The organism is Pseudomonas sp. TE21435 (assembly GCF_056279265.1).
Window position 1 is genome coordinate 2,263,213 of record NZ_JBWBQZ010000001.1, and the last position, 19,745, is coordinate 2,282,957.

19 protein-coding genes and 1 pseudogene are annotated in these 19,745 nt (G+C 64.9%); 6 read left to right on the forward strand and 14 right to left on the reverse strand.

The window, feature by feature from the left end:
* Nucleotides 1–8: 8 nt before the first annotated feature.
* The 7 genes from ACZ9C1_RS10180 to ACZ9C1_RS10210 form a co-directional block, all read right to left on the reverse strand.
* On the reverse strand, nucleotides 9–803 hold the full coding sequence (locus ACZ9C1_RS10180; protein ID WP_102684724.1) for a DUF4892 domain-containing protein: 795 nt from the start codon (nucleotides 801–803) through the stop codon (nucleotides 9–11).
* 102 nt (nucleotides 804–905) lie between these two features.
* Complete coding sequence (locus tag ACZ9C1_RS10185) at nucleotides 906–1,760, reverse strand: alpha/beta hydrolase (protein ID WP_277505077.1); 855 nt, start codon at nucleotides 1,758–1,760, stop codon at nucleotides 906–908.
* A complete protein-coding gene (locus ACZ9C1_RS10190) occupies nucleotides 1,757–2,545 on the reverse strand; it encodes an alpha/beta fold hydrolase (RefSeq protein WP_111533207.1) in 789 nt (262 codons plus the stop codon). Before ACZ9C1_RS10190 ends, ACZ9C1_RS10185 begins: the two co-directional genes overlap by 4 nt.
* Nucleotides 2,546–2,648: 103 nt before the next feature.
* The gene (locus tag ACZ9C1_RS10195; protein ID WP_258701438.1) at nucleotides 2,649–2,987 is read right to left on the reverse strand and encodes a hypothetical protein; all 339 of its coding nucleotides are present in this window, start codon (nucleotides 2,985–2,987) and stop codon (nucleotides 2,649–2,651) included.
* 96 nt (nucleotides 2,988–3,083) lie between these two features.
* Nucleotides 3,084–3,542 carry a phosphohistidine phosphatase SixA gene (gene sixA, locus ACZ9C1_RS10200; protein ID WP_198755273.1) on the reverse strand — a complete coding sequence of 153 codons (459 nt, stop codon included), beginning with the start codon at nucleotides 3,540–3,542 and terminating at the stop codon, nucleotides 3,084–3,086.
* On the reverse strand, nucleotides 3,539–3,886 hold the full coding sequence (locus tag ACZ9C1_RS10205; protein ID WP_038706498.1) for a DUF4389 domain-containing protein: 348 nt from the start codon (nucleotides 3,884–3,886) through the stop codon (nucleotides 3,539–3,541). Before ACZ9C1_RS10205 ends, sixA begins: the two co-directional genes overlap by 4 nt.
* Before the next feature lie 11 nt (nucleotides 3,887–3,897).
* Nucleotides 3,898–4,923, reverse strand: coding sequence for an NAD(P)H-dependent glycerol-3-phosphate dehydrogenase (locus ACZ9C1_RS10210; RefSeq protein ID WP_277505079.1), 1,026 nt, complete (start codon nucleotides 4,921–4,923; stop codon nucleotides 3,898–3,900).
* Nucleotides 4,924–5,102: 179 nt separating this feature from the next.
* On the opposite strand from ACZ9C1_RS10210, the gene ACZ9C1_RS10215 reads away from it, so the two are divergent.
* From ACZ9C1_RS10215 to fabB, 5 genes are all read left to right on the forward strand, one after another.
* Complete coding sequence (locus ACZ9C1_RS10215; protein WP_277505080.1) at nucleotides 5,103–7,217, forward strand: TonB-dependent receptor plug domain-containing protein; 2,115 nt, start codon at nucleotides 5,103–5,105, stop codon at nucleotides 7,215–7,217.
* Nucleotides 7,217–8,107 carry an ABC transporter substrate-binding protein gene (locus ACZ9C1_RS10220; RefSeq protein WP_198755271.1) on the forward strand — a complete coding sequence of 297 codons (891 nt, stop codon included), beginning with the start codon at nucleotides 7,217–7,219 and terminating at the stop codon, nucleotides 8,105–8,107. The genes ACZ9C1_RS10215 and ACZ9C1_RS10220 overlap by 1 nt, the downstream gene beginning before the upstream one ends.
* Entirely contained in the window at nucleotides 8,104–10,032 is a 1,929-nt protein-coding gene (locus ACZ9C1_RS10225) for a response regulator (protein WP_277505081.1), read from the forward strand. Before ACZ9C1_RS10220 ends, ACZ9C1_RS10225 begins: the two co-directional genes overlap by 4 nt.
* 206 nt (nucleotides 10,033–10,238) lie before the next feature.
* On the forward strand, nucleotides 10,239–10,754 hold the full coding sequence (gene fabA / locus ACZ9C1_RS10230; protein ID WP_102684717.1) for a 3-hydroxyacyl-[acyl-carrier-protein] dehydratase FabA: 516 nt from the start codon (nucleotides 10,239–10,241) through the stop codon (nucleotides 10,752–10,754).
* A gap of 11 nt (nucleotides 10,755–10,765) precedes the next feature.
* Nucleotides 10,766–11,986: a beta-ketoacyl-ACP synthase I gene (gene fabB, locus ACZ9C1_RS10235; RefSeq protein WP_139669737.1), complete on the forward strand. Its 1,221-nt coding sequence runs from the start codon at nucleotides 10,766–10,768 to the stop codon at nucleotides 11,984–11,986.
* A 72-nt stretch (nucleotides 11,987–12,058) separates the two neighbouring features.
* Here the strand turns inward: fabB and ACZ9C1_RS10240 are convergent, their stop codons facing one another.
* From ACZ9C1_RS10240 to ACZ9C1_RS10250, 3 genes and pseudogenes are all read right to left on the reverse strand, one after another.
* On the reverse strand, nucleotides 12,059–12,922 hold the full coding sequence (locus ACZ9C1_RS10240) for a methyl-accepting chemotaxis protein (protein WP_431197033.1): 864 nt from the start codon (nucleotides 12,920–12,922) through the stop codon (nucleotides 12,059–12,061).
* Nucleotides 12,914–13,684 (reverse strand): annotated as a pseudogene (locus tag ACZ9C1_RS10245) (MCP four helix bundle domain-containing protein); the annotation flags it as partial. The gene ACZ9C1_RS10240 and the pseudogene ACZ9C1_RS10245, both read right to left, overlap by 9 nt.
* Nucleotides 13,685–13,798: 114 nt before the next feature.
* Nucleotides 13,799–14,806 carry an amidohydrolase family protein gene (locus ACZ9C1_RS10250; RefSeq protein WP_457378700.1) on the reverse strand — a complete coding sequence of 336 codons (1,008 nt, stop codon included), beginning with the start codon at nucleotides 14,804–14,806 and terminating at the stop codon, nucleotides 13,799–13,801.
* 109 nt (nucleotides 14,807–14,915) lie between these two features.
* Between ACZ9C1_RS10250 and ACZ9C1_RS10255 the strand changes: the two genes are divergently transcribed.
* The gene (locus ACZ9C1_RS10255) at nucleotides 14,916–15,779 is read left to right on the forward strand and encodes a pirin family protein (protein WP_102684714.1); all 864 of its coding nucleotides are present in this window, start codon (nucleotides 14,916–14,918) and stop codon (nucleotides 15,777–15,779) included.
* 112 nt (nucleotides 15,780–15,891) lie between these two features.
* Here ACZ9C1_RS10255 and ACZ9C1_RS10260 read toward each other — a convergent pair whose 3' ends face one another.
* The 4 genes from ACZ9C1_RS10260 to ACZ9C1_RS10275 all read right to left on the reverse strand — a co-directional run bounded on the left by ACZ9C1_RS10260 (nucleotide 15,892) and on the right by ACZ9C1_RS10275 (nucleotide 19,651).
* The gene (locus ACZ9C1_RS10260) at nucleotides 15,892–16,617 is read right to left on the reverse strand and encodes a dienelactone hydrolase family protein (protein WP_139669731.1); all 726 of its coding nucleotides are present in this window, start codon (nucleotides 16,615–16,617) and stop codon (nucleotides 15,892–15,894) included.
* A 101-nt stretch (nucleotides 16,618–16,718) separates the two neighbouring features.
* Entirely contained in the window at nucleotides 16,719–18,626 is a 1,908-nt protein-coding gene (gene htpG, locus ACZ9C1_RS10265; protein ID WP_102684712.1) for a molecular chaperone HtpG, read from the reverse strand.
* 93 nt (nucleotides 18,627–18,719) lie between these two features.
* Nucleotides 18,720–19,178 carry a PaaI family thioesterase gene (locus ACZ9C1_RS10270; protein ID WP_110704451.1) on the reverse strand — a complete coding sequence of 153 codons (459 nt, stop codon included), beginning with the start codon at nucleotides 19,176–19,178 and terminating at the stop codon, nucleotides 18,720–18,722.
* Complete coding sequence (locus ACZ9C1_RS10275; RefSeq protein ID WP_111533203.1) at nucleotides 19,175–19,651, reverse strand: PaaI family thioesterase; 477 nt, start codon at nucleotides 19,649–19,651, stop codon at nucleotides 19,175–19,177. Before ACZ9C1_RS10275 ends, ACZ9C1_RS10270 begins: the two co-directional genes overlap by 4 nt.
* Nucleotides 19,652–19,745 lie beyond the last annotated feature (94 nt).

Below are 19,745 nucleotides of genomic sequence, written 5' to 3' on the forward strand. Positions count from 1 at the left end.
GCCCTCACTCAACGGATCAGTTCCAGGTGCAGGCCTTCGGTCGGAGCATCGCCCACCTCCAGCCGGGCGCTGCGCACGCCGGCCTTGACCAGTTGCTCGCGCCAGGCTTCGGCGCCCTTGCCACTGAGGCTGGCGCGCAGGGTGCTGTCGAGGTTCAGGCTGCGGGCCAGCAGCGTCGCCCAGGCGGCCTGGGGCTCGGCCAGGTCAGGGTAGTCGAGCTTGCCGGTGTCGCGCAGTTCGCGCAGCACCGTGGCGGCGGTGGGCAGCAGCTCGCCCAGCGGGTTGCCGGCGACGAACTCCTCGACATGCAGGTAGGCGCGGCGGTTGCCGCGCGTCACGCTGTACAGCGCCACCAGGGTGTCGGCTTCTTCGGCGGAGCGGCGCAACAGGATGAATGCCTGCTGTTCGTCACCACCATTGAGGCGGGCGTTGGCGAACACGTCGTTGGCCCACAGGCTGGCCTCGCCGCAATCGCGGCCCTGGCACCAGAACAACGGGTAGCCACCGTCCTGCTGCAACGCCTCACGGGCACTGGTGAAGGCTTCGCGGGCGCTGCGCTCAACCGGCAGCTCGTAGGTCACGGAACTCACCTGGCCGCGACTTTCGACTTTGTCCTCGACCCGTAGCCGGCCGCTGATCTTGCGCAGCGGACCCATGGGGTAGACACGCTCCTGCTCCACTGCCGGGCGTTGGTCGACCACCTTGGCGTCGGGTGGTACCGGCAGGCTGCCGGCCCAGAGCAAGGGGCTGGCGATGGCGAGGCAGGCGGCGACGGCGCCGCGAACGAAAACAGGTGCGCTCATCGACCGCCCTCGCAGGTGGCGGGGCAAGGTGCGTGGATGTCTGGCATGTACATGGTTGTCTCCCTTTCAACCCGCCAAGCCTCGACACTTGTCCGGTGCAAGTCAAGGAATGCCAAAGAAGCGATTGAAACAGTCTGCGACAAGGGCCGCGCCCTCGGCGTCGTTCAGGTGCAGATGGTGCCCGCCCGGCAAGGTCACCTGCTCGAAGGGTAGCTGCTCCAGCAGTTCCGTGTGGCGCGCCAGCATGCCGTCGGCGGCCACCACCAGGCAGGCCGGGCAGGCGATACGCTTGACGAAGGCCATGGCCTGGTCGTGGTTCAGCCGGATGGGCGAAGGCAAGGTGAGGCGACTGTCGCTGCGCCAGCTGTAGCCGCCTGGCACCGGCATCAGGCCGCGCTGGGCCAGCAGCTCGGCGGCTTCGCGACTGACCGCGACCATGCCCTTCATGCGCGCTTCGACGCCCTCCTCCAGGGTCGCGTACACCGACTTGCGCTTGCCCTCCAGGCGCATTTGCGCCTGCAAGGCCAGCCCCAGGCGCTCGGCGGCGTCCTGTTCGCTGAGCGTCGGCGGGATCACCCCGTCGATCAATGCCAGATGGCTGACTCGTTCGGGCAAGGCCCCGGCTAGTTGCACCGAAATAATCGCGCCCAGCGAATGGCCGAGCAGGCCAAAGCGCGCCCAGCCGAGCTGTTCGGCAACCCGCAACACGTCATGGGCATAGTCGGCCAGGGCGTAGCCGGCACCGACCGGTCGATGCCCGGAATAGCCGTGCCCGGCCAGGTCCAGGGCGACGATGCGCAGCCCCTGCAGCTGCGGCGCCAGGCGCGCGAAGCTGTTGGCGTTGTCCAGCCAGCCATGCAGGGCGATCACCGGCAGGCCGTCGGCCGGGCCGAACAGGTGCGCGGCCAGTTCGATATGGCCCAGCGTCAGGCGGATCTCCTCGACCTGGGCGCTCATGCCTGGCTCCAGCGCTCGAACAGGCCCTTGATCAGGCTGGCGGTGTCGGTGGGCCGCTCCAGCGGGAACATGTGCCCGCCCGGCAGGCTGTGATACTCGCCCATGGCCATGCCGCGCACGGCCAGGGCGTGGTGCTTGCGAATCACCCGGCTCTGGGCGCCACGCACCATCGCCAAGGGCACCTGCAACTGGCGAGGCCTGGCTGGGCTGACATGCGGAATGCTGCGGTAGATGCTGATTTCGGTGGCCGGGTCGAAGCGCAGGCGCAGACCGTCCTCGTCCTGCGCCAGGCCATGCTCCAGGTAGGCTTCCAGGCACTCCGGGTCGAAGTGGCGGAACAGGGTCTTGCCGGTAAAGTAACGGCGGGCACTGTCGCGGTCGGGAAAGGCCTCGCGCCGGCCCAGGGTACGCCCGGCCGGAGTGATGCGGTCGATGAAGCCCAGGCGCTTGGCGGCCTGGATCAGCCATTCGTCGGCGCGGGTCAGCACCGGAGAATCGAGCATCACCACCCCGCGATAGAACTCCGGGCAACGCAGCGCCGCATGCAGGTGCAGCACGCCGCCCAGGGAGTGGCCGACGCCCCAGACCGGCGCATCCTGCTGCTCAAGGTGATGCAGCAGCTCGTCCACCAGGTTCTGCCAGTTGTCGTTGACCGGAAAGCGCGGATCGTGGGCGTGCTGTTCCAGGTGATGCACCTGGTAGTCCGGCGCCAGCGCGGCAAACAGCTTGCCGTAGGTGGCCGAAGGGAAGCCGTTGGCGTGGGCGAAGAAGATCTGCTGCGACATGGCCGCCTGCTCTGCACGGGGATGGATGGCCCATTGTCGGCAAGCGATCGGCTGGCGGCAACGTCCTGAACGGTCATCGCCAGTGACGATCAGGTCATCGCGACTAGAAGCTGGCCATCGAACGGTGCAGGCAGGCACGCATATAGGCCAGTTGCCACTCGAGGGCTTCGCGGGCCAGCTGGCGGTCCTGCTGAGTTTCCACCAGCCGGCGCAGCGCCAGGCAACTGGATTGCAGCAGGTGCGCCATGCGGATGCCGGACTGGCGCAGTTGCTCGAGCTCGTACTGGCCTTCGAAGCGGCGCAGCAGCTGGTCAAGCTTGGCATCGGCACAGTCGCGCAACAGGCAGTACTCGGCGAAGTCCAGCGCAGCGGGGCTGTCCAGCTTGTCGATCACGCTCTGGGGATTGACGGAGCGCACCAGCTCCAGGCGTTGCCTGCTCATCCATGATTCCTTGCGCGGCGTTGCGATCATGCACGCCGCCACGCTAAGGCCCGCACCACCCGAACGGCAACTGGCATAAATGCCAGTTGCCAGGTGTCAGCCGGCGTGGTTGAGGCTGCGCAGGGTCATCAGGCCGGCCAGTGGCCAGTCGCCCTCCAGCTCGGCCAGGCTGGCCGTGCTCAACGGTGCAGGTTGCTGGCCATGGCCGTGCTCAAGCTGACCAACCAGGTTGCCCACCAGGGGTTGGTGGCTGACCAGCAGGACATGCTCGAGCCCCAGGCGCTCGATCTCGCCGATCACCTGCTGCACGTCGCTCTCTGGCGTCAGCCACGGCACGGTACGCACCGGCTCAGAAAAACCGAGGGCGCCGTGCACCAGGGCGGCGGTCTGCTGGGCACGCACGTAGGGGCTGGCGATGATTGCCTGCAACGGCTGGCCCAACAGGTGCGCAGCGCTGCGCAGCACCTGCTCGCGACCGTGGGCGGTCAGGCGCCGCTCGGCGTCGCTGTTGGCCCTTGGCTCGGCCTCGCCGTGACGCAGCACCCAGAGCTTCACAGCTTGGGCTCCTCGTCACGCACCGGGTGTGGCGCCGGGGCGACGGCGTGGGGCGCTTCGCCTTCCGGGGTGCGCGGGGTCGGCCAGTCGGCGAACGGCCAGGGTTTCTGGTCGCTATGGAAAGTGCCGAAACGGCCGATCTGTGCCAGGTACTGGCTCAGGCTGTCACCGAAGTTCATCAGGCTGGCGCTGGGCGCGCCGTAGATCAGGCGGTAGATCAGTTGCACCAGCACCAGGCCGCCAAGCAGCAGCTCGGCCAGTTGCCAGGCCACCAGGAACACCAGCATCCACAGCACGCGCAGGATGATCGACTCGCGCTGGGCGCGCTCCGGGGTATCGTTCATACGTTTCTCCCTCAGTTGAAACCGCTGGTGGAAATGAAATCGACATCGGTCTTGGGCTCGGCGCGCATCAGGTGCTCGATCACCTGGTTGAGCGTGCGGCCTTCGAACAGGATCGCGTGCAGCCCCGCCACCAGCGGCATGTACACGCCCACTTCCTGGGCCTTGGCCTTGAGCACCTTGAGGGTGTTGACGCCTTCGGCCACCTCGCCCAGGCGGCTGACCGCCTGCTCGAGGCTCAGGCCCTGGCCAAGCGCATGGCCAACCTGGTAGTTGCGGCTCTTGGGCGAGGAACAGGTGACGATCAGGTCGCCAACCCCGGCCAGGCCGAGGAAGGTCATGGGGTTGGCGCCCTGGCTCACGGCGAAGCGGGTCATCTCGGCCAGGGCCCGGGTAATCAGCATGCTCTTGGTGTTCTCGCCCATCCCCAGGGCCACGGCCATGCCGGCGATGATGGCGTAGACGTTCTTCAACGCGCCGCCCAGCTCGACGCCGAAGCGATCGCTGCTGGCGTAGACACGGAACGTGCGGCCATGCAGCACCGCCTGCACCTGCTGGCACAGCACTTCGTCCTCGCTGGCGACCACGGTGGCGGTCAACGCATGCTCGGCGATCTCGCGGGCCAGGTTGGGGCCTGACAGCACGCCGATGCGTGCCTGGGGAGCGATCTCTTCGAGGATCTGGCTCATCAGCTTGAAGGTGTTCGCCTCGATGCCCTTGGTCAGGCTGACCAGGCCCTTGCCGCGCAGCAGCTCGGCGTGGGGTGCCAGCACGCTGCGCAAGGCGCTGGAGGGCAAGGCGACGAAGATCAGCGCGCTGCCCAGCAGGGTGGCGAGCAGGTCGTTGACCGGTTCGACGCCATCATGCAGGCGGATGCCCTTGAGGTAACGCGGATTCTCGCGGTCGACACGCATTGCCTCGGCTTGCGCCGGGTCGCGCATCCACTGCCGTACCGGATGGCCGTTCTGTGCCAAGAGGTTCGCCACGGCGGTGCCGAAGCTGCCGCCTCCAAGAACTGCAACAGGTTGCTGTTCAGTCATATCCAATCCGTTAACCAATAAAGTAAGTGGCGACGTGCGCATTATACGGCGCGCATGCGCCAGAGCCAGTGGCAGTACCCGCCCATTCGCAGGGCGGGCCTGTCATGGTGTCGCGGTCACTGGCAAAAGCCGCACGGTCGGTTAACATGCCTGATTGATCTCTGAAACAAGGCCGTTTCGTGTTCCCTGGCACGCCCCCGTACCCTCGCCTGCTGTTGCTGACTGCCCTGCTGGGCGGCCCGGCCGTGGCCGATGACCTGTTCATCGACAACCAGGACCTGCCGCAGGTTCTGACCGCCACGCGCCTGAAACAATCCCCGGCGGCGGTTCCGGGCAGCATGACCGTGCTCGACAACGAGCTGATCCGTGCCAGCGGTGCCCGCGACATCCCCGAGCTGCTGCGCCTGGTGCCGGGCATGATGATCGGCTACGGCGCCGGCAACCAGCCGACGGTCAACTACCATGGCAGCAACGTCAGCGACGCCCGGCGCATGCAGGTGCTGATCGATGGCCGCTCGGTGTACCGCGCCGGCCTGGCCACGGTGGACTGGAGCGACATCCCCGTGGCCATCGAGGATATCGAGCGCATCGAGGTGTTCCGCGGCCCGAACACCGTCAGCTACGGCGCCAACGCACTGATGGCGGTGGTCAACATCCTCACCCGCAACCCGGCCGACAGCCATGGCACGCGGGTCAAGCTGACCCGCGGCCAGGATGGCATCAACGACTACTACGCCAGCCAAGGCTTCGGCTGGGACACCGGTGACCTGCGCCTGTCGCTCTCCGGCCAGCAGGACGACGGCTTCGACCAGGACCAGTTCGGCCGCGACTACCGCGACAGCCGCCGGCTAAACCGCATCAACATCAGTGCCAGCCACACCCTGGCGCCGAACCAGACGCTGGAATGGCAACTGGCGGCCAAGGAAGGCAGCAACCAGCGGCCTTATACCTACCAGCCAGTGTTCGGCAATTACCGGGCCGGCGACAACGCCGACGTCAACGCCAAGGACTACGCAGGCTCGGTGCGCTGGAACCTCGACCTCAACCCCGAGCACAGCCTGTACGTGCAGGGTTCGGCGCAGCGCTTCGACCGCCAGCAGGTATGGCGCGCCTGCGATGCGGCAATTGCCTTCAGCCCCGAGCTGACACGCCTGTGGCAGCTCGACCCGAACTTCGCCGAGAAGGTCGCGCGCAACCTGTACACCGGCAACCTGCCCAGCACCAGCGACCCCGTGCTCGGTTCGCTGACGGGCCAGGTGCAGAACCAATGGGCCAGCGGTGGCAGCAACACGATCTGCGGCGACGTCGACCAGAGCACCCGTGAAACCCGCTATGACCTGGAAATCCAGGACACCCTGAGCCTCACCGACAGCCTGCGCCTGGTCAGCGGCATGAACTACCGCTACGACCGCGCCGATTCGCAGACCTACTTCAACGGCAGCATCGACGACCAGACCTGGCGCCTGTTCGGCCAGCTCGAATGGCGCGCCGACGAGCACTGGATCGTCCAGGGCGGCGCGATGTACGAACATTCGCAATTGTCGGGCAATTCGCTCACCCCGCGCGTGGCGGTGAACTACCTGATCACCCCTCGCCACGGCCTGCGCGCGGTGTATTCCGAGGCCATTCGCTCGCCGGACATGTTCGAGAACAACGTCAACTGGAGCTACACAGTCAAGGGCCTCTCGCCCAACCTGTACGGCTTGCAGAACGGCGAGTATTTCGTCAAGACCAGCGGCCCCGGCAACCTCGACCAGGAGCGCATGCGTTCACGAGAGCTCGGCTACAACGGCGCCTTCAGCGACATCGACCTGAATGTCGACGTGAAACTGTTCTACGACGAAATCACCGGCATGATCAGCGAGCCGTTGAAGAACAACCAGTTCATCGCCAGCAATGCCAACAAAGCCCGTTTCAGCGGCAGCGAGGCGCAGTTCGACTGGCGCGCCACCCAGCGCGACCGCCTGCGCCTGACCTATGCCTATGTCGACGCCTGGGCCAGCAACTCGGCCGATCGCCGCCTGAGTGCCCGCAACAGCGGCTCGGCCGGCTGGCTGCGCGATTGGGGCGAGGGCTGGTCCAGCGCCCTCTTCTATTACGGCGACGATGCCCTCAACCGGTACCGCTACGAGCGGGTCGACCTGCGCGTGGCCAAGCGCTTCAAGATCCAGGGCAGCAATCTGGAACTGGCCGCGCTGTGGCAGCAGCGCCTGGATGACGAACCGGTCACTCTCGAACAGAACCGTTATGACAGCCGCCACCGCCTGAGTGTCAGCGCGGAGCTGGAATTCTGATGCTGCGCGTGCTGCGCCTGCTGCTGCTGTGCCTGTGGCCCTTGGGATCACTGTCGGCCAGCGAGATCCTGCTGGTGGGCGGCGAAGACCAGCCCGGCATCCGCGGCTTCGTCGCAGCCCTGGAAAAGCGCAGGCCCCATGACCAGGTGCGGTTCCAGACCGTCGAGCAGCTGCCTGCCCCGGGCAAGCTCAAGGCCGACACCCGCCTGGTGCTGCTCGACATCCCGGCCTTGGAGTGGCGACTGACGGAGGCAACCGGGCCATTGGCACTGGCGCTGCGCATCAGCCGGGTCCAGGCCGAGCAACGCCTGGGGGTGTCGCGCCCCGCCTACCTCACCCTACTGTGGAGCGACCCGCCCCTGGCCCGGCAACTGCGCCTGGCCCGCTACCTGCTGCCGCAGGCGCGGCGCATCGGCGTGCTGTATGGCGAACACAGCCGCTTCCTGCTCGACGAGCTGCGCCAGGCAGCCCGCCCGCTGGGCCTGGAGATCGTCGCCCAGGACTGGCCCGACGTGCGCGACAGCCGCCCCTTGCAGCAGTTGCTGAACAACAGTGATGTGCTGCTGGGGCTGGACGACCCCGAGCTGTACAACTCCAAGTCGGCCAAGAACGTGCTGCTCAGCAGCTATGGCCGGCAGATGGCGCTGATCGGCCCGAACGTCGGCTTCGTCCGCGCCGGCGCCCTGGCCAGCACCTACAGCGACCAGGACGATTGGCTGGCGGTGCTCGAGCAGTTGCTCGACCAGCCACCGGCCCGCTGGCCGCGCAGCCTCTACCCCACGCACTTTGGTGTCAGCGGCAACCAGCAAGTGGCCCGCGCCCTGGGCCTGGAAGCGATCGACCCGGAAGCCGCCGCCCTGGCCCTTGCCGAAGGAACCCCCACCCCATGAGCAAGCGCCTGAGCTGGGACATCCACACCCGCACTCAGATCATCAGCCTGGGCCCCGCGCTGTTGCTGACCCTGCTGCTGATCAGTTTCTTCACCTTCGTACGCATCCAGGACTTGCGCCAGGAGCTCAACCACACCGGGCAGCTGATCGCCAACCAGCTGGCGCCGGCGTCCGAGTACGGGGTGATCTCGGGCAACAACGAAGTGCTCGAAAGCCTGATGCGCGCCACCTTGAGCATTCCCCACGTGCGTTTCCTCGAGGTGCAGGACAGCCGCAACCATATCCTGGTGTACGTCGAGCAGCCCGATGAAAGCCTCAGCCGCGCCCAGCGGGTCGAGGTGTTCCAGGCGCCGATCCGCCTGCAGCAGATCCGCCTGGACAACGACTTCCTGCAAGGCAAGAGCCCGCCGCCAAACATCGGCGACGACTACCTGGGGCGGGTGATCGTCGGCATGTCCGACGATGCCTTCAGCCAGCGCCAACAGGAGATCGTGATCAAGGCCGCAATCCTCGCACTGTTCGCCCTGCTGTTCACTTTCCTGCTCGCCCGGCGCCTGGCCACCAGCCTGTCCAGGCCGATCAGCGAAATGGGCCATGCGGTCCGCGCCATCCAGCAAGGCGACTTCAACGCGCCCCTGCCGGTAGTCGACGACAGCGAACTGGGCCACCTGGCCCGGCACATCAACAACCTGGCCAGCGCCCTGGACCAGGCCGCTCATGAACAACAACAGGCCATGGGCCAACTGATCCAGGCTCGCGAAGAGGCCGAGCAGGCCAACCGCGCCAAGTCGGACTTCCTGGCGATGATGAGCCACGAGCTGCGCACACCCATGAACGGTGTGCTGGGCATGCTGCAGTTGCTCGAGACCACCGAACTGACCGGCGAGCAGGCCGAATACACCGCGGTGGCCAGCGAATCCACCGGGCACCTGCTCAAGGTGATCAACGACATCCTCGATTTCTCGCGGATCGAGCGCACCACCCTCGAACTGGAGCTCATCGATTTCAACCTCGGCGAGCTCATCACCAGCAGCGTGCAGTCGTTCCAGCACACCGCCCAGCAGCGCAACCTCGACCTGCGCCTGCAACTGCCCCCCGGCATGCACCAACTGCAGGTGGTGGGCGACCCGACGCGGATCCGCCAGATCCTGCTCAACCTGGTGGGCAACGCCCTGAAATTCACCGAGCGTGGCGAAGTGGCGATCGAGGCGCGCTGGCAAGTGCTCGACCGCCAGCTGATCTGGCTGACCTGCACCGTGCGCGACACCGGCATCGGCATCGACAGCAACCGCCTGGAGATGATGTTCGTGGCCTTCCAGCAAGCCGACAACACCATCTCCCGCCGCTACGGCGGTACCGGCCTGGGCCTGTCGATCGCCCGCACCCTGGCGGAACGCATGGGTGGCCAGCTGCGCGGCGAGAGCCGCGAAGGCCTGGGCTCGACCTTCACCCTGGAAATGCCACTGGCACTGGCCAGCACACCCAGCGTCCTGCCCGGTGCCGCCACACAAGACCAGGCGACGGCTGAGGGCGGCGGGCGGATCCTGCTGGTGGAGGACAATCCGGTCAACCAGAGCGTCATCGAGGCCATGCTGCGCAGCCTGGGCTTCGAGGTCAGCCTGGCCATGGACGGCGCCCAGGCGATCGATCTGGTCGACCAGCAACGCTTCGCCGCGGTGCTGATGGATTGCCGCCTGCCCCAGGTGGACGGATACGAGGCTACCCGTCGCATCCGCCTGCTGCCCCACGGCGAAGGACTGCCAATCATCGCCCTGACCGCCAGCGCGCTGCAGGGCGACCGCGAACGCTGCCTGGCCGCCGGAATGAACGATTACCTGAGCAAGCCGTTCAAACGTACCGATCTACAGCGCATCCTGCGCCGCTGGTTGCCCGGTCAGGCAGTTGCGACTGGCGATAAATGCTAAAGTGCGGCAGTCTTAAAGACTGGACAGGACCGCCCCAGGGCCGGAAAATAACATTTCAGTGCACACCTGTACTTCTTTTGCCAGGTGCGCTGTGACTTTCACCACAACGCAATAGTCTACCTGTAGGCTGCCGCCTCGAATGCAACGCGCTTCGGGCCGGCCGGGAAGATTCGTCCCCTGCCGCAGGGGGTTATTGAGGAGCTCGCATGACCAAACAACACGCCTTTACTCGGGAAGACCTGCTGCGCTGCAGTCGCGGTGAGCTGTTCGGCCCCGGTAATGCGCAACTGCCCGCCCCGAACATGCTGATGGTCGATCGCATCACCCATATCAGCGAGGAAGGCGGCAAGTTCGGCAAAGGTGAATTGGTCGCCGAGCTGGATATCAATCCGGACCTGTGGTTCTTCGCCTGCCACTTCGAAGGCGACCCGGTGATGCCAGGCTGCCTGGGCCTCGATGCCATGTGGCAACTGGTCGGCTTCTTCCTCGGTTGGCAGGGCCTGCCAGGCCGTGGCCGTGCGCTGGGTTCGGGCGAAGTGAAATTCTTCGGCCAGGTACTACCCACCGCCAAGAAAGTCACCTACAACATTCACATCAAGCGCGTCCTCAAGGGCAAGCTGAACATGGCCATCGCCGATGGCTCGGTCAGCGTCGACGGGCGCGAGATCTACACCGCCGAAGGCCTGCGGGTCGGCGTGTTCACCTCCACTGACAATTTCTAAGGGTTATTCGCATGCGCCGCGTCGTTATCACTGGTCTGGGCATCGTATCGTGCCTGGGCAATGACAAAGAGACCGTCACCGAAAACCTGCGCAACAGCCGTCCGGGTATCCGTTACAACCCGGAATACAAGGAAATGGGGCTGCGTAGCCAGGTTTCCGGCTCCATCGACCTGAACCTCGAAGAGCTGATCGACCGCAAGGTCTATCGCTTCGTCGGCCACGCCGCCGCCTATGCGTACCTCGCCATGCAGGACGCGATCAAGGACGCCGGCCTGACCGAAGAGCAGGTTTCCAGCCCGCGCACCGGCCTGGTTGCCGGCTCCGGCGGCGCTTCCACCCTGAACCAGATGGAAGCCCTGGACACCCTGCGCGAAAAAGGCGTCAAGCGCGTCGGTCCCTACCGTGTCACCCGCACCATGGGCAGCACCGTGTCGGCGTGCCTGGCCACCCCGTTCAAGATCAAGGGCATCAACTACTCGATCTCGTCGGCCTGCGCCACCTCCGCACACTGCATCGGCACCGCCATGGAGCAGATCCAGTGGGGCAAGCAGGACATCGTCTTCGCCGGCGGCGGTGAAGAAGAGCACTGGAGCCAGTCGTTCCTGTTCGACGCCATGGGCGCCCTGTCGACCAAGCGTAACGAAACCCCCGAGCTGGCCTCGCGCGCCTACGACGCTGACCGTGACGGTTTCGTCATCGCCGGCGGCGGCGGCATGGTCGTGGTCGAGGAGCTGGAACATGCCCTGGCCCGTGGCGCCAAGATCTACGCCGAAATCGTCGGCTACGGCGCAACTTCGGACGGCTACGACATGGTCGCCCCAAGCGGCGAAGGCGCGATCCGCTGCATGCAGCAGGCGCTGTCCACCGTCGACACCCCGATCGACTACCTGAACACCCACGGCACCTCCACCCCGGTCGGCGACGTCGCCGAGATGAAAGGCGTGCGTGAAGTGTTCGGCGACAAGGCACCAAAAATCAGCTCGACCAAGAGCCTGTCGGGTCACTCGCTGGGCGCCGCGGGCGTGCACGAGGCGATCTACTGCCTGCTGATGATGGAGAACAACTTCATCGCCGGCTCGGCCAACATCGACGAGTTGGACCCGGAGGTCGCCGACCTGCCGGTACTGCGCAAGACCGAAGAGAACGCCAAGATCGACACGGTCATGAGCAACAGCTTCGGCTTCGGTGGCACCAACGCTACCCTGGTGCTCAAGCGCTGGACTGGCAAGTGATCGGCTGACACGCCGAACGAGAACGCCCGGACCTTGGTCCGGGCGTTTTTGTTTGTGCCCCCGTGATGGTCCTTACACCGAAAACCGCTGCACCAGGGTATTGAGGTCCACCGCCAGCCGCGACAGCGCCTGGCTCGCGGCCGACGTCTCCTCGGCCCCGGCCGAGGACTGGTGCGCCAAGTCGCGGATGGTGGTGAGGTTGCGGTCCACCTCGCGCGCCACCTGGGCCTGCTGCTCCGACGCACTGGCGATCACCAGGTTGCGTTCGTTGATCTGACCGATGGCTGCGGCGATCGCCTCCAACGCCTGACCGGCAGCATGGGCGCCGTCCAGGGTCGAACGGGCCTGGGCGTCGCTGTGCTGCATGCCCTGCACGGCCCGTTCGGCGCCGCTGCGGATGGCCACGATCATCTGTTCGATCTCCTGGGTCGAACTCTGCGTACGGTGAGCCAGCGCCCGCACCTCGTCGGCGACCACGGCGAACCCGCGTCCGGCTTCGCCGGCCCGCGCCGCCTCGATGGCCGCGTTGAGCGCCAGCAGGTTGGTTTGCTCGGCGATCGAACCGATCACATCCAGCACCTTGCTGATGTCGTGCACCTGCTGGGCCAGTTGCCCGACCTCCTCGGCGTTGCCCGCCACGCCACTGGCCAATGCCTCGATGGCGGTGACCGTGGCCTGCACCTGCTCGCGCCCACGGCGGGCGATCTGGTCTGACTCACGCGAAGCCTCGGAGGTAGCCACCGCGTTGCTCGCCACCTCCTCCACCGCCGCCGTCATCTGATTGACCGCCGTGGCGGCCTGCTCGATTTCCATGCTCTGCTGCTGCAAACCACGGGTGGCATCCTCAGTGACCGCGCTCAGCTCCTCGGAGGCCGACGCCAGCTGGCTGGCCGAGTCGGAGATCCGGCCGATGGTCTCGCGCAAACTCAGCTGCATGCTCTTGAGGGCCGCCAGCAGGCGCGCTGGCTCATCATCACCCTGCACGGTGATCTGCGGGGTCAGGTCGCCCGTAGCGACCGTCTCGGCGACCTTCAGCGACTGGCCGAGCGGTCGCACGATGCTACGGGTCAACGCCAGGGCGAGCACCACGGTGAGGCTCAGGGCGATCACCAACAACACGCCGACCCATACCTTCGCACCGTTGTACACGGCCTCGGCCAGGTCGGTGGCTGAGTTGGCCTGATGGTTGTTCAGCTCGATCAGCTCGTTGAGGGTCGTCGTCATCTGGTCGGCCAACTGGTTCATCTCGCCGTTGACCAGCGCCGCCGCTGCCTGGACATGCCCATCGGTGGCCAGTTGCACCACCTGCCCCTGCAAGGTCATGTATTGACGCTCAAGGCCCTGGTAGCGGTCGAACAACGTGCGCTCCTCAGGAAGCACGATCAAGGCATCGTAGTGACTCTGAGCCTTGCTCAGGCCACCTTTGACCTCGTCGATGCGGGCACGGTTCTGCTGCTGGGCGACCGGGTCAGTGTTGACCAGCAGGCGCAAGGTCAAGGCGCGGATGCGTAGCATGTCCTGAGTCATGCGGCCCACCGAGATCACGCTCGGCAACCAGTTGTTGTCCACCTGCTCGGACTGCTGGCGCATGTTGGTCATCTGTTGCAGCGCGAAGCCGCCCAGCGCCACTACCAGCAGCGCCATGATGCCAAAGCCAAGGCCGGCGCGCGGCGCGATATTCAAGCGTCTCAGGCTCATTTCCAGGATCCCTCCCAAGCGTGATATTCCGTTGCTTAAAAAAGGTATCGGGCCGCCTGGAAATTGCGTAAGACGAAAAGGCGATATCAAATCGCTATCTGCGCATGAAACTCGTTATTTCGCGCTTTTTGGCAGCAAATCGACAAAATTCCTGCGGCTCACCCGCTCTGCCACCGCTTCTGGCAACGCATCGAGGAATGGATCGAAAGCGTGCATCTGTTCGCCGATGCTGCCGAAGCGCCCCACCACATCGGAACCGAGCATGAAGCGCTCGGGAAAGCGTTGGACCAACTCGACCCAGGCCTTGCGTGGCACGCCCTTCTCATCCAGCAGGTAGGGCTCGAGCACGCTCCAGGACAGGTCCACGTATAGGTTGGGATAATCCTCTAGCAATCGTGTGAGCACCGGCAGGAGAAAGTCCATGCGTTCCTGGTGTCGGTGGATCTCCATGCTGCTGCCAGCATGAGCCCAGATGAAGCGGGTATGCGGATGGTTGCGCAACGGTTCTTCGATTTCCGCCAGGTACAGCGGGTTGCGCTCGCGCTTGGAGGTGATGTTCGAATGCAGCAACACAGGCAGGTCGCGCTCGGCCGCGAGGTGGTAGATACGGGTCATGGCCTCGTTGTTGGCCCGCGGCGTATCGCCGCTGGTCAGGGCGGTGAGATCGTCATGACGGGTGAACACCTCGCCGATGCCCTGCCACAGCCCCGGATAAAGCTCGAGCATGCGCTCGATATGGTTGACCGCATTCTTGTCCACCGGGTTGAAGCCGGTAAGGAACGGATGAAAGCGCCTGCGCTGCTCGGCAGGCAGTTTCTCCAGCGCGGCGGCGACGTACAGGTCGGTGGCGCTGTACCAGTAGGCATCGGCATCGTCGCCTGCGTAGTAGCGCGGACGCTTGGGCTCGTCCTCGTGCCATTTCTTCGCCACCGGAATGCCGGAGATCATCGACTGTTCCACCCCGGCCTCGTCCATGGCCTTGAGCAAAGCCGGCATGCCCTCGGTTTCCTGGAAGAAATCCACGTAGTGCAGATGGGCGTCGCTGTAGCGGTAGTCGCGGGCTTGCGCAGTGTCGAACAGGCTTGCGCTCAACAGCAGGCAGGCCAATGTGCGGGCAATCATCTCAGGCTCCTTTGCCGGTACCGCAAGAGTAGACCGGGCAGCGCGCGCGACGGTTCAGCCACGGACGGCAAAACGCTATGCTTGCAGGCATCCCTCAAGGAGTGTCGCCATGAGCAGCCCCCTGGTCATCCGCCCACGCGCCGAATCGGTCGAGGGCCAGCCGATCCTGCGTCCGCTGCCCTCGGCGCAGTGCCGCAGCGTAGGGCCTTTCGTGTTCTTCGACCATATGTTGGAAACCGACTATGCACCGGGTCATGGCATGGACATTCGCCAGCACCCGCATATTGGCCTTTCCACCCTCACCTACCTGTTCGAGGGTGAAATCCAGCACAAGGACAGCCTCGGCTCGGACCAGCGCGTGCGCCCGGGAGACGTCAGCTGGATGACCGCCGGAGCGGGCGTGGCGCATGTCGAGCGCACGCCGGCCGAGGTGTTCGAGCGCGGCTCGCGACTGCATGGGCTGCAGGTCTGGCTGGCCTCGCCGAAGTCCGATGAGCAGGGCCCGGCAAGCTACAGCCATCACCCGGCCGACAGCCTGCCGGCCAGTGACAGCCTCGGCGTGCGGATCCGCATGATCGCCGGCACAGGTTTCTGCCTGGCCTCACCGGTACCGGTGCTCTCCCCCACGCTCTACGCTCATGTGCACATGCAGGCGGCCACCACCCTGATCGTGCCGACGGAACACGCACAGCGCGCACTGTATCTGCTCGAAGGCGAGTTGATGCTAGATGACGAGGAAGTCGAGCCATGCAGCCTGATCGTGCTGCCCGAGGGCGAAGAGGTGGTGTTGCATGCCGAAGAAACGAGCCAGCTGGTGCTGATCGGCGGCGCGCCGCTGGATGGGCCGCGGCGGATGAACTGGAACTTCGTGGCCAGTGACCCGGGATTGATAGAACAAGCCCGGGCGCGCTGGGCGGCCGGGGATTGGCCAGTGGTGCCGGGAGAAAGCGAACGGATCGAATTGCCGCGTTAACGGGGGGCGCTTCGCGCCCCATCGCCGGCAAGCCGGCTCCCACAGGGATTTGCATTGCTTCTGTGGGAGCCGGCTTGCCGGCGATGGGCCTGCGCAGCAGGCCCTTGAGCGCTCAGCCTGCGAACACTTCCTTGAGCAAGTTATGCATCGAACGGAATGCCCGCTCCGAGGTGCGCCGGTCATACTGCATCTTGCCCGGCACATTGGCGTTCGGATCGGTGAACGAGTGCACTGCCCCGCCATAGCTGAGCAACTGCCAGTCAACCTTGGCAGCATTCATCTCTTCTTCGAAGGCTGGCAGCTGTTCCCGTGGCACCAATGGGTCGGAGGCACCATGCAGCACCAGCACCGAACCCTTGATGCGCTTGGCATCCTCGGGGTTCGGAGTATCCAGCGTGCCGTGGAACGACACCGCCGCCCTCAGATCGGCGCCGGTGCGGGCAAGCTCCAGGGCACAGCAGCCGCCGAAGCAGAAGCCGAAGGTGGCCACCTTGCCAGGCTCCAACAAGGCCTTCGATTGCCCCACCAACTGCGCCAGCGCTTCCTGCATGCGCTTGCGCAGTTCGGCGCGGTCGTTCTTCAACGGCATCATCGCCGTACCGGCTTCGTCAGCATTGGACGGCCGCACCGACTGGCCATACAAGTCGGCAATCAGCACCACATAACCTTGTTCGGCCACTTCCTTGGCGATACGTTCGGCGCCCTCGCCGATACCCATCCAGTTCGGCGCCATCACCAGGCCCGGCTGCGGCAGCGCGCCCGGGGCGTAGACCAGGCGGCTTTCGTAAGCCTTACCTGACAGGTGATAGACCAACGACTCGACGATGACCTTGCTCATTCAGCTCTCCTTGGGCGTTCACGGGTCAGGACAGGATAGATGTATTCGTGGGAGCAGCAGACATGAAAAAGCCCGCCGAAGCGGGCTTTTCTTGCCTCAGGTCAAGCCGACAGCTCGACCAGCAGCTTGTTCAGGCGACGCACGTAGGCCGCCGGATCCTTCAAGCTGTCACCAGCCGCCAGGGCCGCCTGGTCGAACAGGATGTGCGAAAGCTCGGCGAAGCGGTCTTCGCTCTGCTCGCCATCGAGCTTCTCGATCAGCGGGTGGCTCGGGTTGAACTCGAAGATCGGCTTGGACTCCGGCACCTTCTGCCCGCTGGCCTCGAGGATCTGGCGCATCTGCAGGCCCAGGTCCTGTTCGCCGATGGCGAGGATCGCCGGCGAGTCGGTCAGGCGGTGCGAGACACGCACCTCGGCAACGCTGTCACCCAGCGCGCCCTTGAGACGCTCAACCAGGCCTTCCTTGTCCTTGGCGACTTCTTCCTGGGCCTTCTTGTCCTCTTCAGAGTCCAGCTTGCCCAGGTCCAGGTCGCCGCGGGCGACGTCGACGAAGGCCTTGCCGTCGAACTCGTTGAGGTAGCTCATCAGCCACTCGTCGATGCGGTCGGTCAGCAGCAGCACTTCGATGCCTTTCTTGCGGAAGACTTCCAGGTGCGGGCTGTTCTTGACCTGGGCGTAGGATTCGCCGGTCAGGAAGTAGATCTTGTCCTGGCCTTCCTTGGCGCGGGCCAGGTAGTCGGCCAGGGCGACGCTCTGCTCGCCGCTGTCGTCATGGGTGGAGGCGAAGCGCAGCAGGCTGGCGATCTTCTCCTTGTTGGCGAAGTCTTCGGCCGGGCCTTCCTTCAACACCTGGCCGAAGTTCTTCCAGAAGCCCTTGTACTGCTCGGGCTCGTTCTTCGCCAGTTTCTCCAGCATGTCCAGCACGCGCTTGGTCAGCGCGGTCTTCATCGAGTCGATGATCGGGTCTTTCTGCAGGATCTCGCGGGAAACGTTCAGCGACAGGTCGTTGGAGTCGACCACGCCCTTGATGAAGCGCAGGTACAGCGGCAGGAACGACTCTGCCTGATCCATGATGAACACGCGCTGCACGTACAGCTTCAGACCGCGTGGCGCTTCGCGCTGGTACAGGTCGAACGGCGCGCGGGCCGGCACGTACAGCAGCGAGTTGTACTCCAGCTTGCCTTCGACCTTGTTGTGGCTCCAGGCCAGCGGGTTCTCGAAGTCATGGCCGATGTGCTTGTAGAACTCCTGGTACTCCTCGTCCTTCACCTCGGTGCGCGAACGGGTCCACAGGGCGCTGGCGCGGTTGACGGTTTCCCATTCCTGCGCCGGTTTTTCCTCGCCTTCGGCGGCCTCGGCCTGCTCCTTGGGCAGCTCGATCGGCAGGGCGATGTGGTCGGAGTACTTCTTGACCACGTTGCGCAGGCGCCAGCCATCGGCGAATTCATCCTCGCCCTTCTTCAGGTGCAGGACGATGCGGGTACCGCGCTGCGGCTTGTCGACGGTGGCGACTTCGAACTCGCCCTCGCCTTTCGACGACCAGTGCACGCCCTCGGCGGCCGGCAGCCCGGCGCGACGGCTGAACACGTCGACCTTGTCGGCGACGATGAACGCGGAGTAGAAGCCCACGCCGAACTGACCGATCAGGTGCGAGTCCTTTTTCTGGTCGCCAGTGAGGTTCTTCATGAAGTCGGCGGTGCCGGACTTGGCGATGGTACCCAGGTGCGCGATCACGTCTTCGCGGCTCATGCCGATGCCGTTGTCCTCGAGGGTCACGGTGTTGGCGGCCTTGTCGAAGCTGACGCGAATCTTCAGGTCGGCGTCGCCTTCGAGCAGCTCAGGCTTGGCCAGGGCCTCGAAGCGCAGCTTGTCGGCGGCGTCGGAGGCGTTGGAGATCAGCTCGCGCAGGAAGATCTCCTTGTTCGAATACAGGGAATGGATCATGAGGTGCAGCAGTTGCTTTACCTCGGTCTGAAAGCCCAGGGTTTCTTTTTGAGTCTCCACACTCATGGTCTTCAAAACTCCAATCTGTTGGTTGGTGACGCCTGGCGGCCAGCGGGCCGTTTTTGATGGCGGATGTCCAGCAGATGGGGGCAGCCCTGACTATTTCAAGGGCTTTTCGGGTTCAATCTTGAAATGCGCGCGCGCCGTGGCGATCGGGGTGTCGCGATCGCCCTGCCAGGCGGTAATGGCGACGTTGGTCACCCGCCGCCCCTGGCGCCACAGCTGGCACTGGGCGTAGGTATCGCGGTAAAGGCCGGCACGCAGATAATCGATGGAGAAATCGATGATCTTCGGAATGCTCGCGCTTTCGCTGTAGATCAGCAGGTAGAGCGCCGCAGACAGCTCCATGAACCCGGCGATCACGCCGCCATGGATCGCCGGCAGCAACGGGTTGCCGATATTGTCCGGATTGGCCGGCAGACGGAACAGCAGGTCTTCGCCCTGGCGCTCGCATTCGATACCGATCAATCCGGCATAGGGGATCAACGCCAGCAAGGGCTGGTAATCACCCCGGGCGTGGGCTTGGTTCAGCTGTTGGCGGATATCGGTGGGGATCACGTGCGGCGCTCCTTGAGGCTGTTACCGAAGCGGATGCCGCCCTTGACGTCCTGCCCCAGGCGCATGAAGGTGCCGACCACCTGGCAGATCGGTTGCGAAGGGTCATCCTGGTAGGCCGTCCCCCGGGTGAAGATGACATCGCGGGTCACCCGGTAGCACTGGGCATGGCCATAGATGTCCTTGCCCGCCTCGGCCGGGTGCATGTAGTCGATGCGCAGGTCCAGAGTCGGGCACACTTCGAAGCTGGGCAGCGCGCAGAGCGTGGCCATGCCGCAGGTGGTGTCCATCAGCGTGGTCAGCACACCCCCATGCACCGCGCCATTCTGCGGATTGCCGACAATGGCCGGCGACCAGGGCAGCACCAGGGTCATGCCATCGGCGTCGGCATGCTGCACCCGCATCTGTAATACCTGGCAATGTTTCAATGCCGACAGAAAGCGCTCGGCCATCGCCATCAATGGAGTCTCGTTCATTGTCCGCCGCCGCATAAAATGGGTAAAAAGTCTATATAGGCTGGGCAGTTATATATCTGTAACCTGCGTTGAACTTATTCGCCAGGGGCGTACT

Excerpts from the sequence above, each read along its gene's own strand:
- ACZ9C1_RS10240 (WP_431197033.1), bottom strand. The coding sequence starts at position 12,922 with ATGCAGCTGAGTTTGCGCGAGACCATCGGCCGGATCTCCGACTCGGCC.
- fabA (WP_102684717.1), top strand. The coding sequence starts at position 10,239 with ATGACCAAACAACACGCCTTTACTCGGGAAGACCTGCTGCGCTGCAGT.
- ACZ9C1_RS10195 (WP_258701438.1), bottom strand. The coding sequence starts at position 2,987 with ATGAGCAGGCAACGCCTGGAGCTGGTGCGCTCCGTCAATCCCCAGAGC.
- ACZ9C1_RS10205 (WP_038706498.1), bottom strand. The coding sequence starts at position 3,886 with ATGAACGATACCCCGGAGCGCGCCCAGCGCGAGTCGATCATCCTGCGC.
- ACZ9C1_RS10250 (WP_457378700.1), bottom strand. The coding sequence starts at position 14,806 with ATGATTGCCCGCACATTGGCCTGCCTGCTGTTGAGCGCAAGCCTGTTC.
- ACZ9C1_RS10185 (WP_277505077.1), bottom strand. The coding sequence starts at position 1,760 with ATGAGCGCCCAGGTCGAGGAGATCCGCCTGACGCTGGGCCATATCGAA.
- ACZ9C1_RS10210 (WP_277505079.1), bottom strand. The coding sequence starts at position 4,923 with ATGACTGAACAGCAACCTGTTGCAGTTCTTGGAGGCGGCAGCTTCGGC.
- ACZ9C1_RS10180 (WP_102684724.1), bottom strand. The coding sequence starts at position 803 with ATGAGCGCACCTGTTTTCGTTCGCGGCGCCGTCGCCGCCTGCCTCGCC.
- ACZ9C1_RS10275 (WP_111533203.1), bottom strand. The coding sequence starts at position 19,651 with ATGAACGAGACTCCATTGATGGCGATGGCCGAGCGCTTTCTGTCGGCA.
- ACZ9C1_RS10190 (WP_111533207.1), bottom strand. The coding sequence starts at position 2,545 with ATGTCGCAGCAGATCTTCTTCGCCCACGCCAACGGCTTCCCTTCGGCC.
- fabB (WP_139669737.1), top strand. The coding sequence starts at position 10,766 with ATGCGCCGCGTCGTTATCACTGGTCTGGGCATCGTATCGTGCCTGGGC.
- ACZ9C1_RS10255 (WP_102684714.1), top strand. The coding sequence starts at position 14,916 with ATGAGCAGCCCCCTGGTCATCCGCCCACGCGCCGAATCGGTCGAGGGC.
- ACZ9C1_RS10260 (WP_139669731.1), bottom strand. The coding sequence starts at position 16,617 with ATGAGCAAGGTCATCGTCGAGTCGTTGGTCTATCACCTGTCAGGTAAG.
- ACZ9C1_RS10225 (WP_277505081.1), top strand. The coding sequence starts at position 8,104 with ATGAGCAAGCGCCTGAGCTGGGACATCCACACCCGCACTCAGATCATC.
- htpG (WP_102684712.1), bottom strand. The coding sequence starts at position 18,626 with ATGAGTGTGGAGACTCAAAAAGAAACCCTGGGCTTTCAGACCGAGGTA.
- ACZ9C1_RS10220 (WP_198755271.1), top strand. The coding sequence starts at position 7,217 with ATGCTGCGCGTGCTGCGCCTGCTGCTGCTGTGCCTGTGGCCCTTGGGA.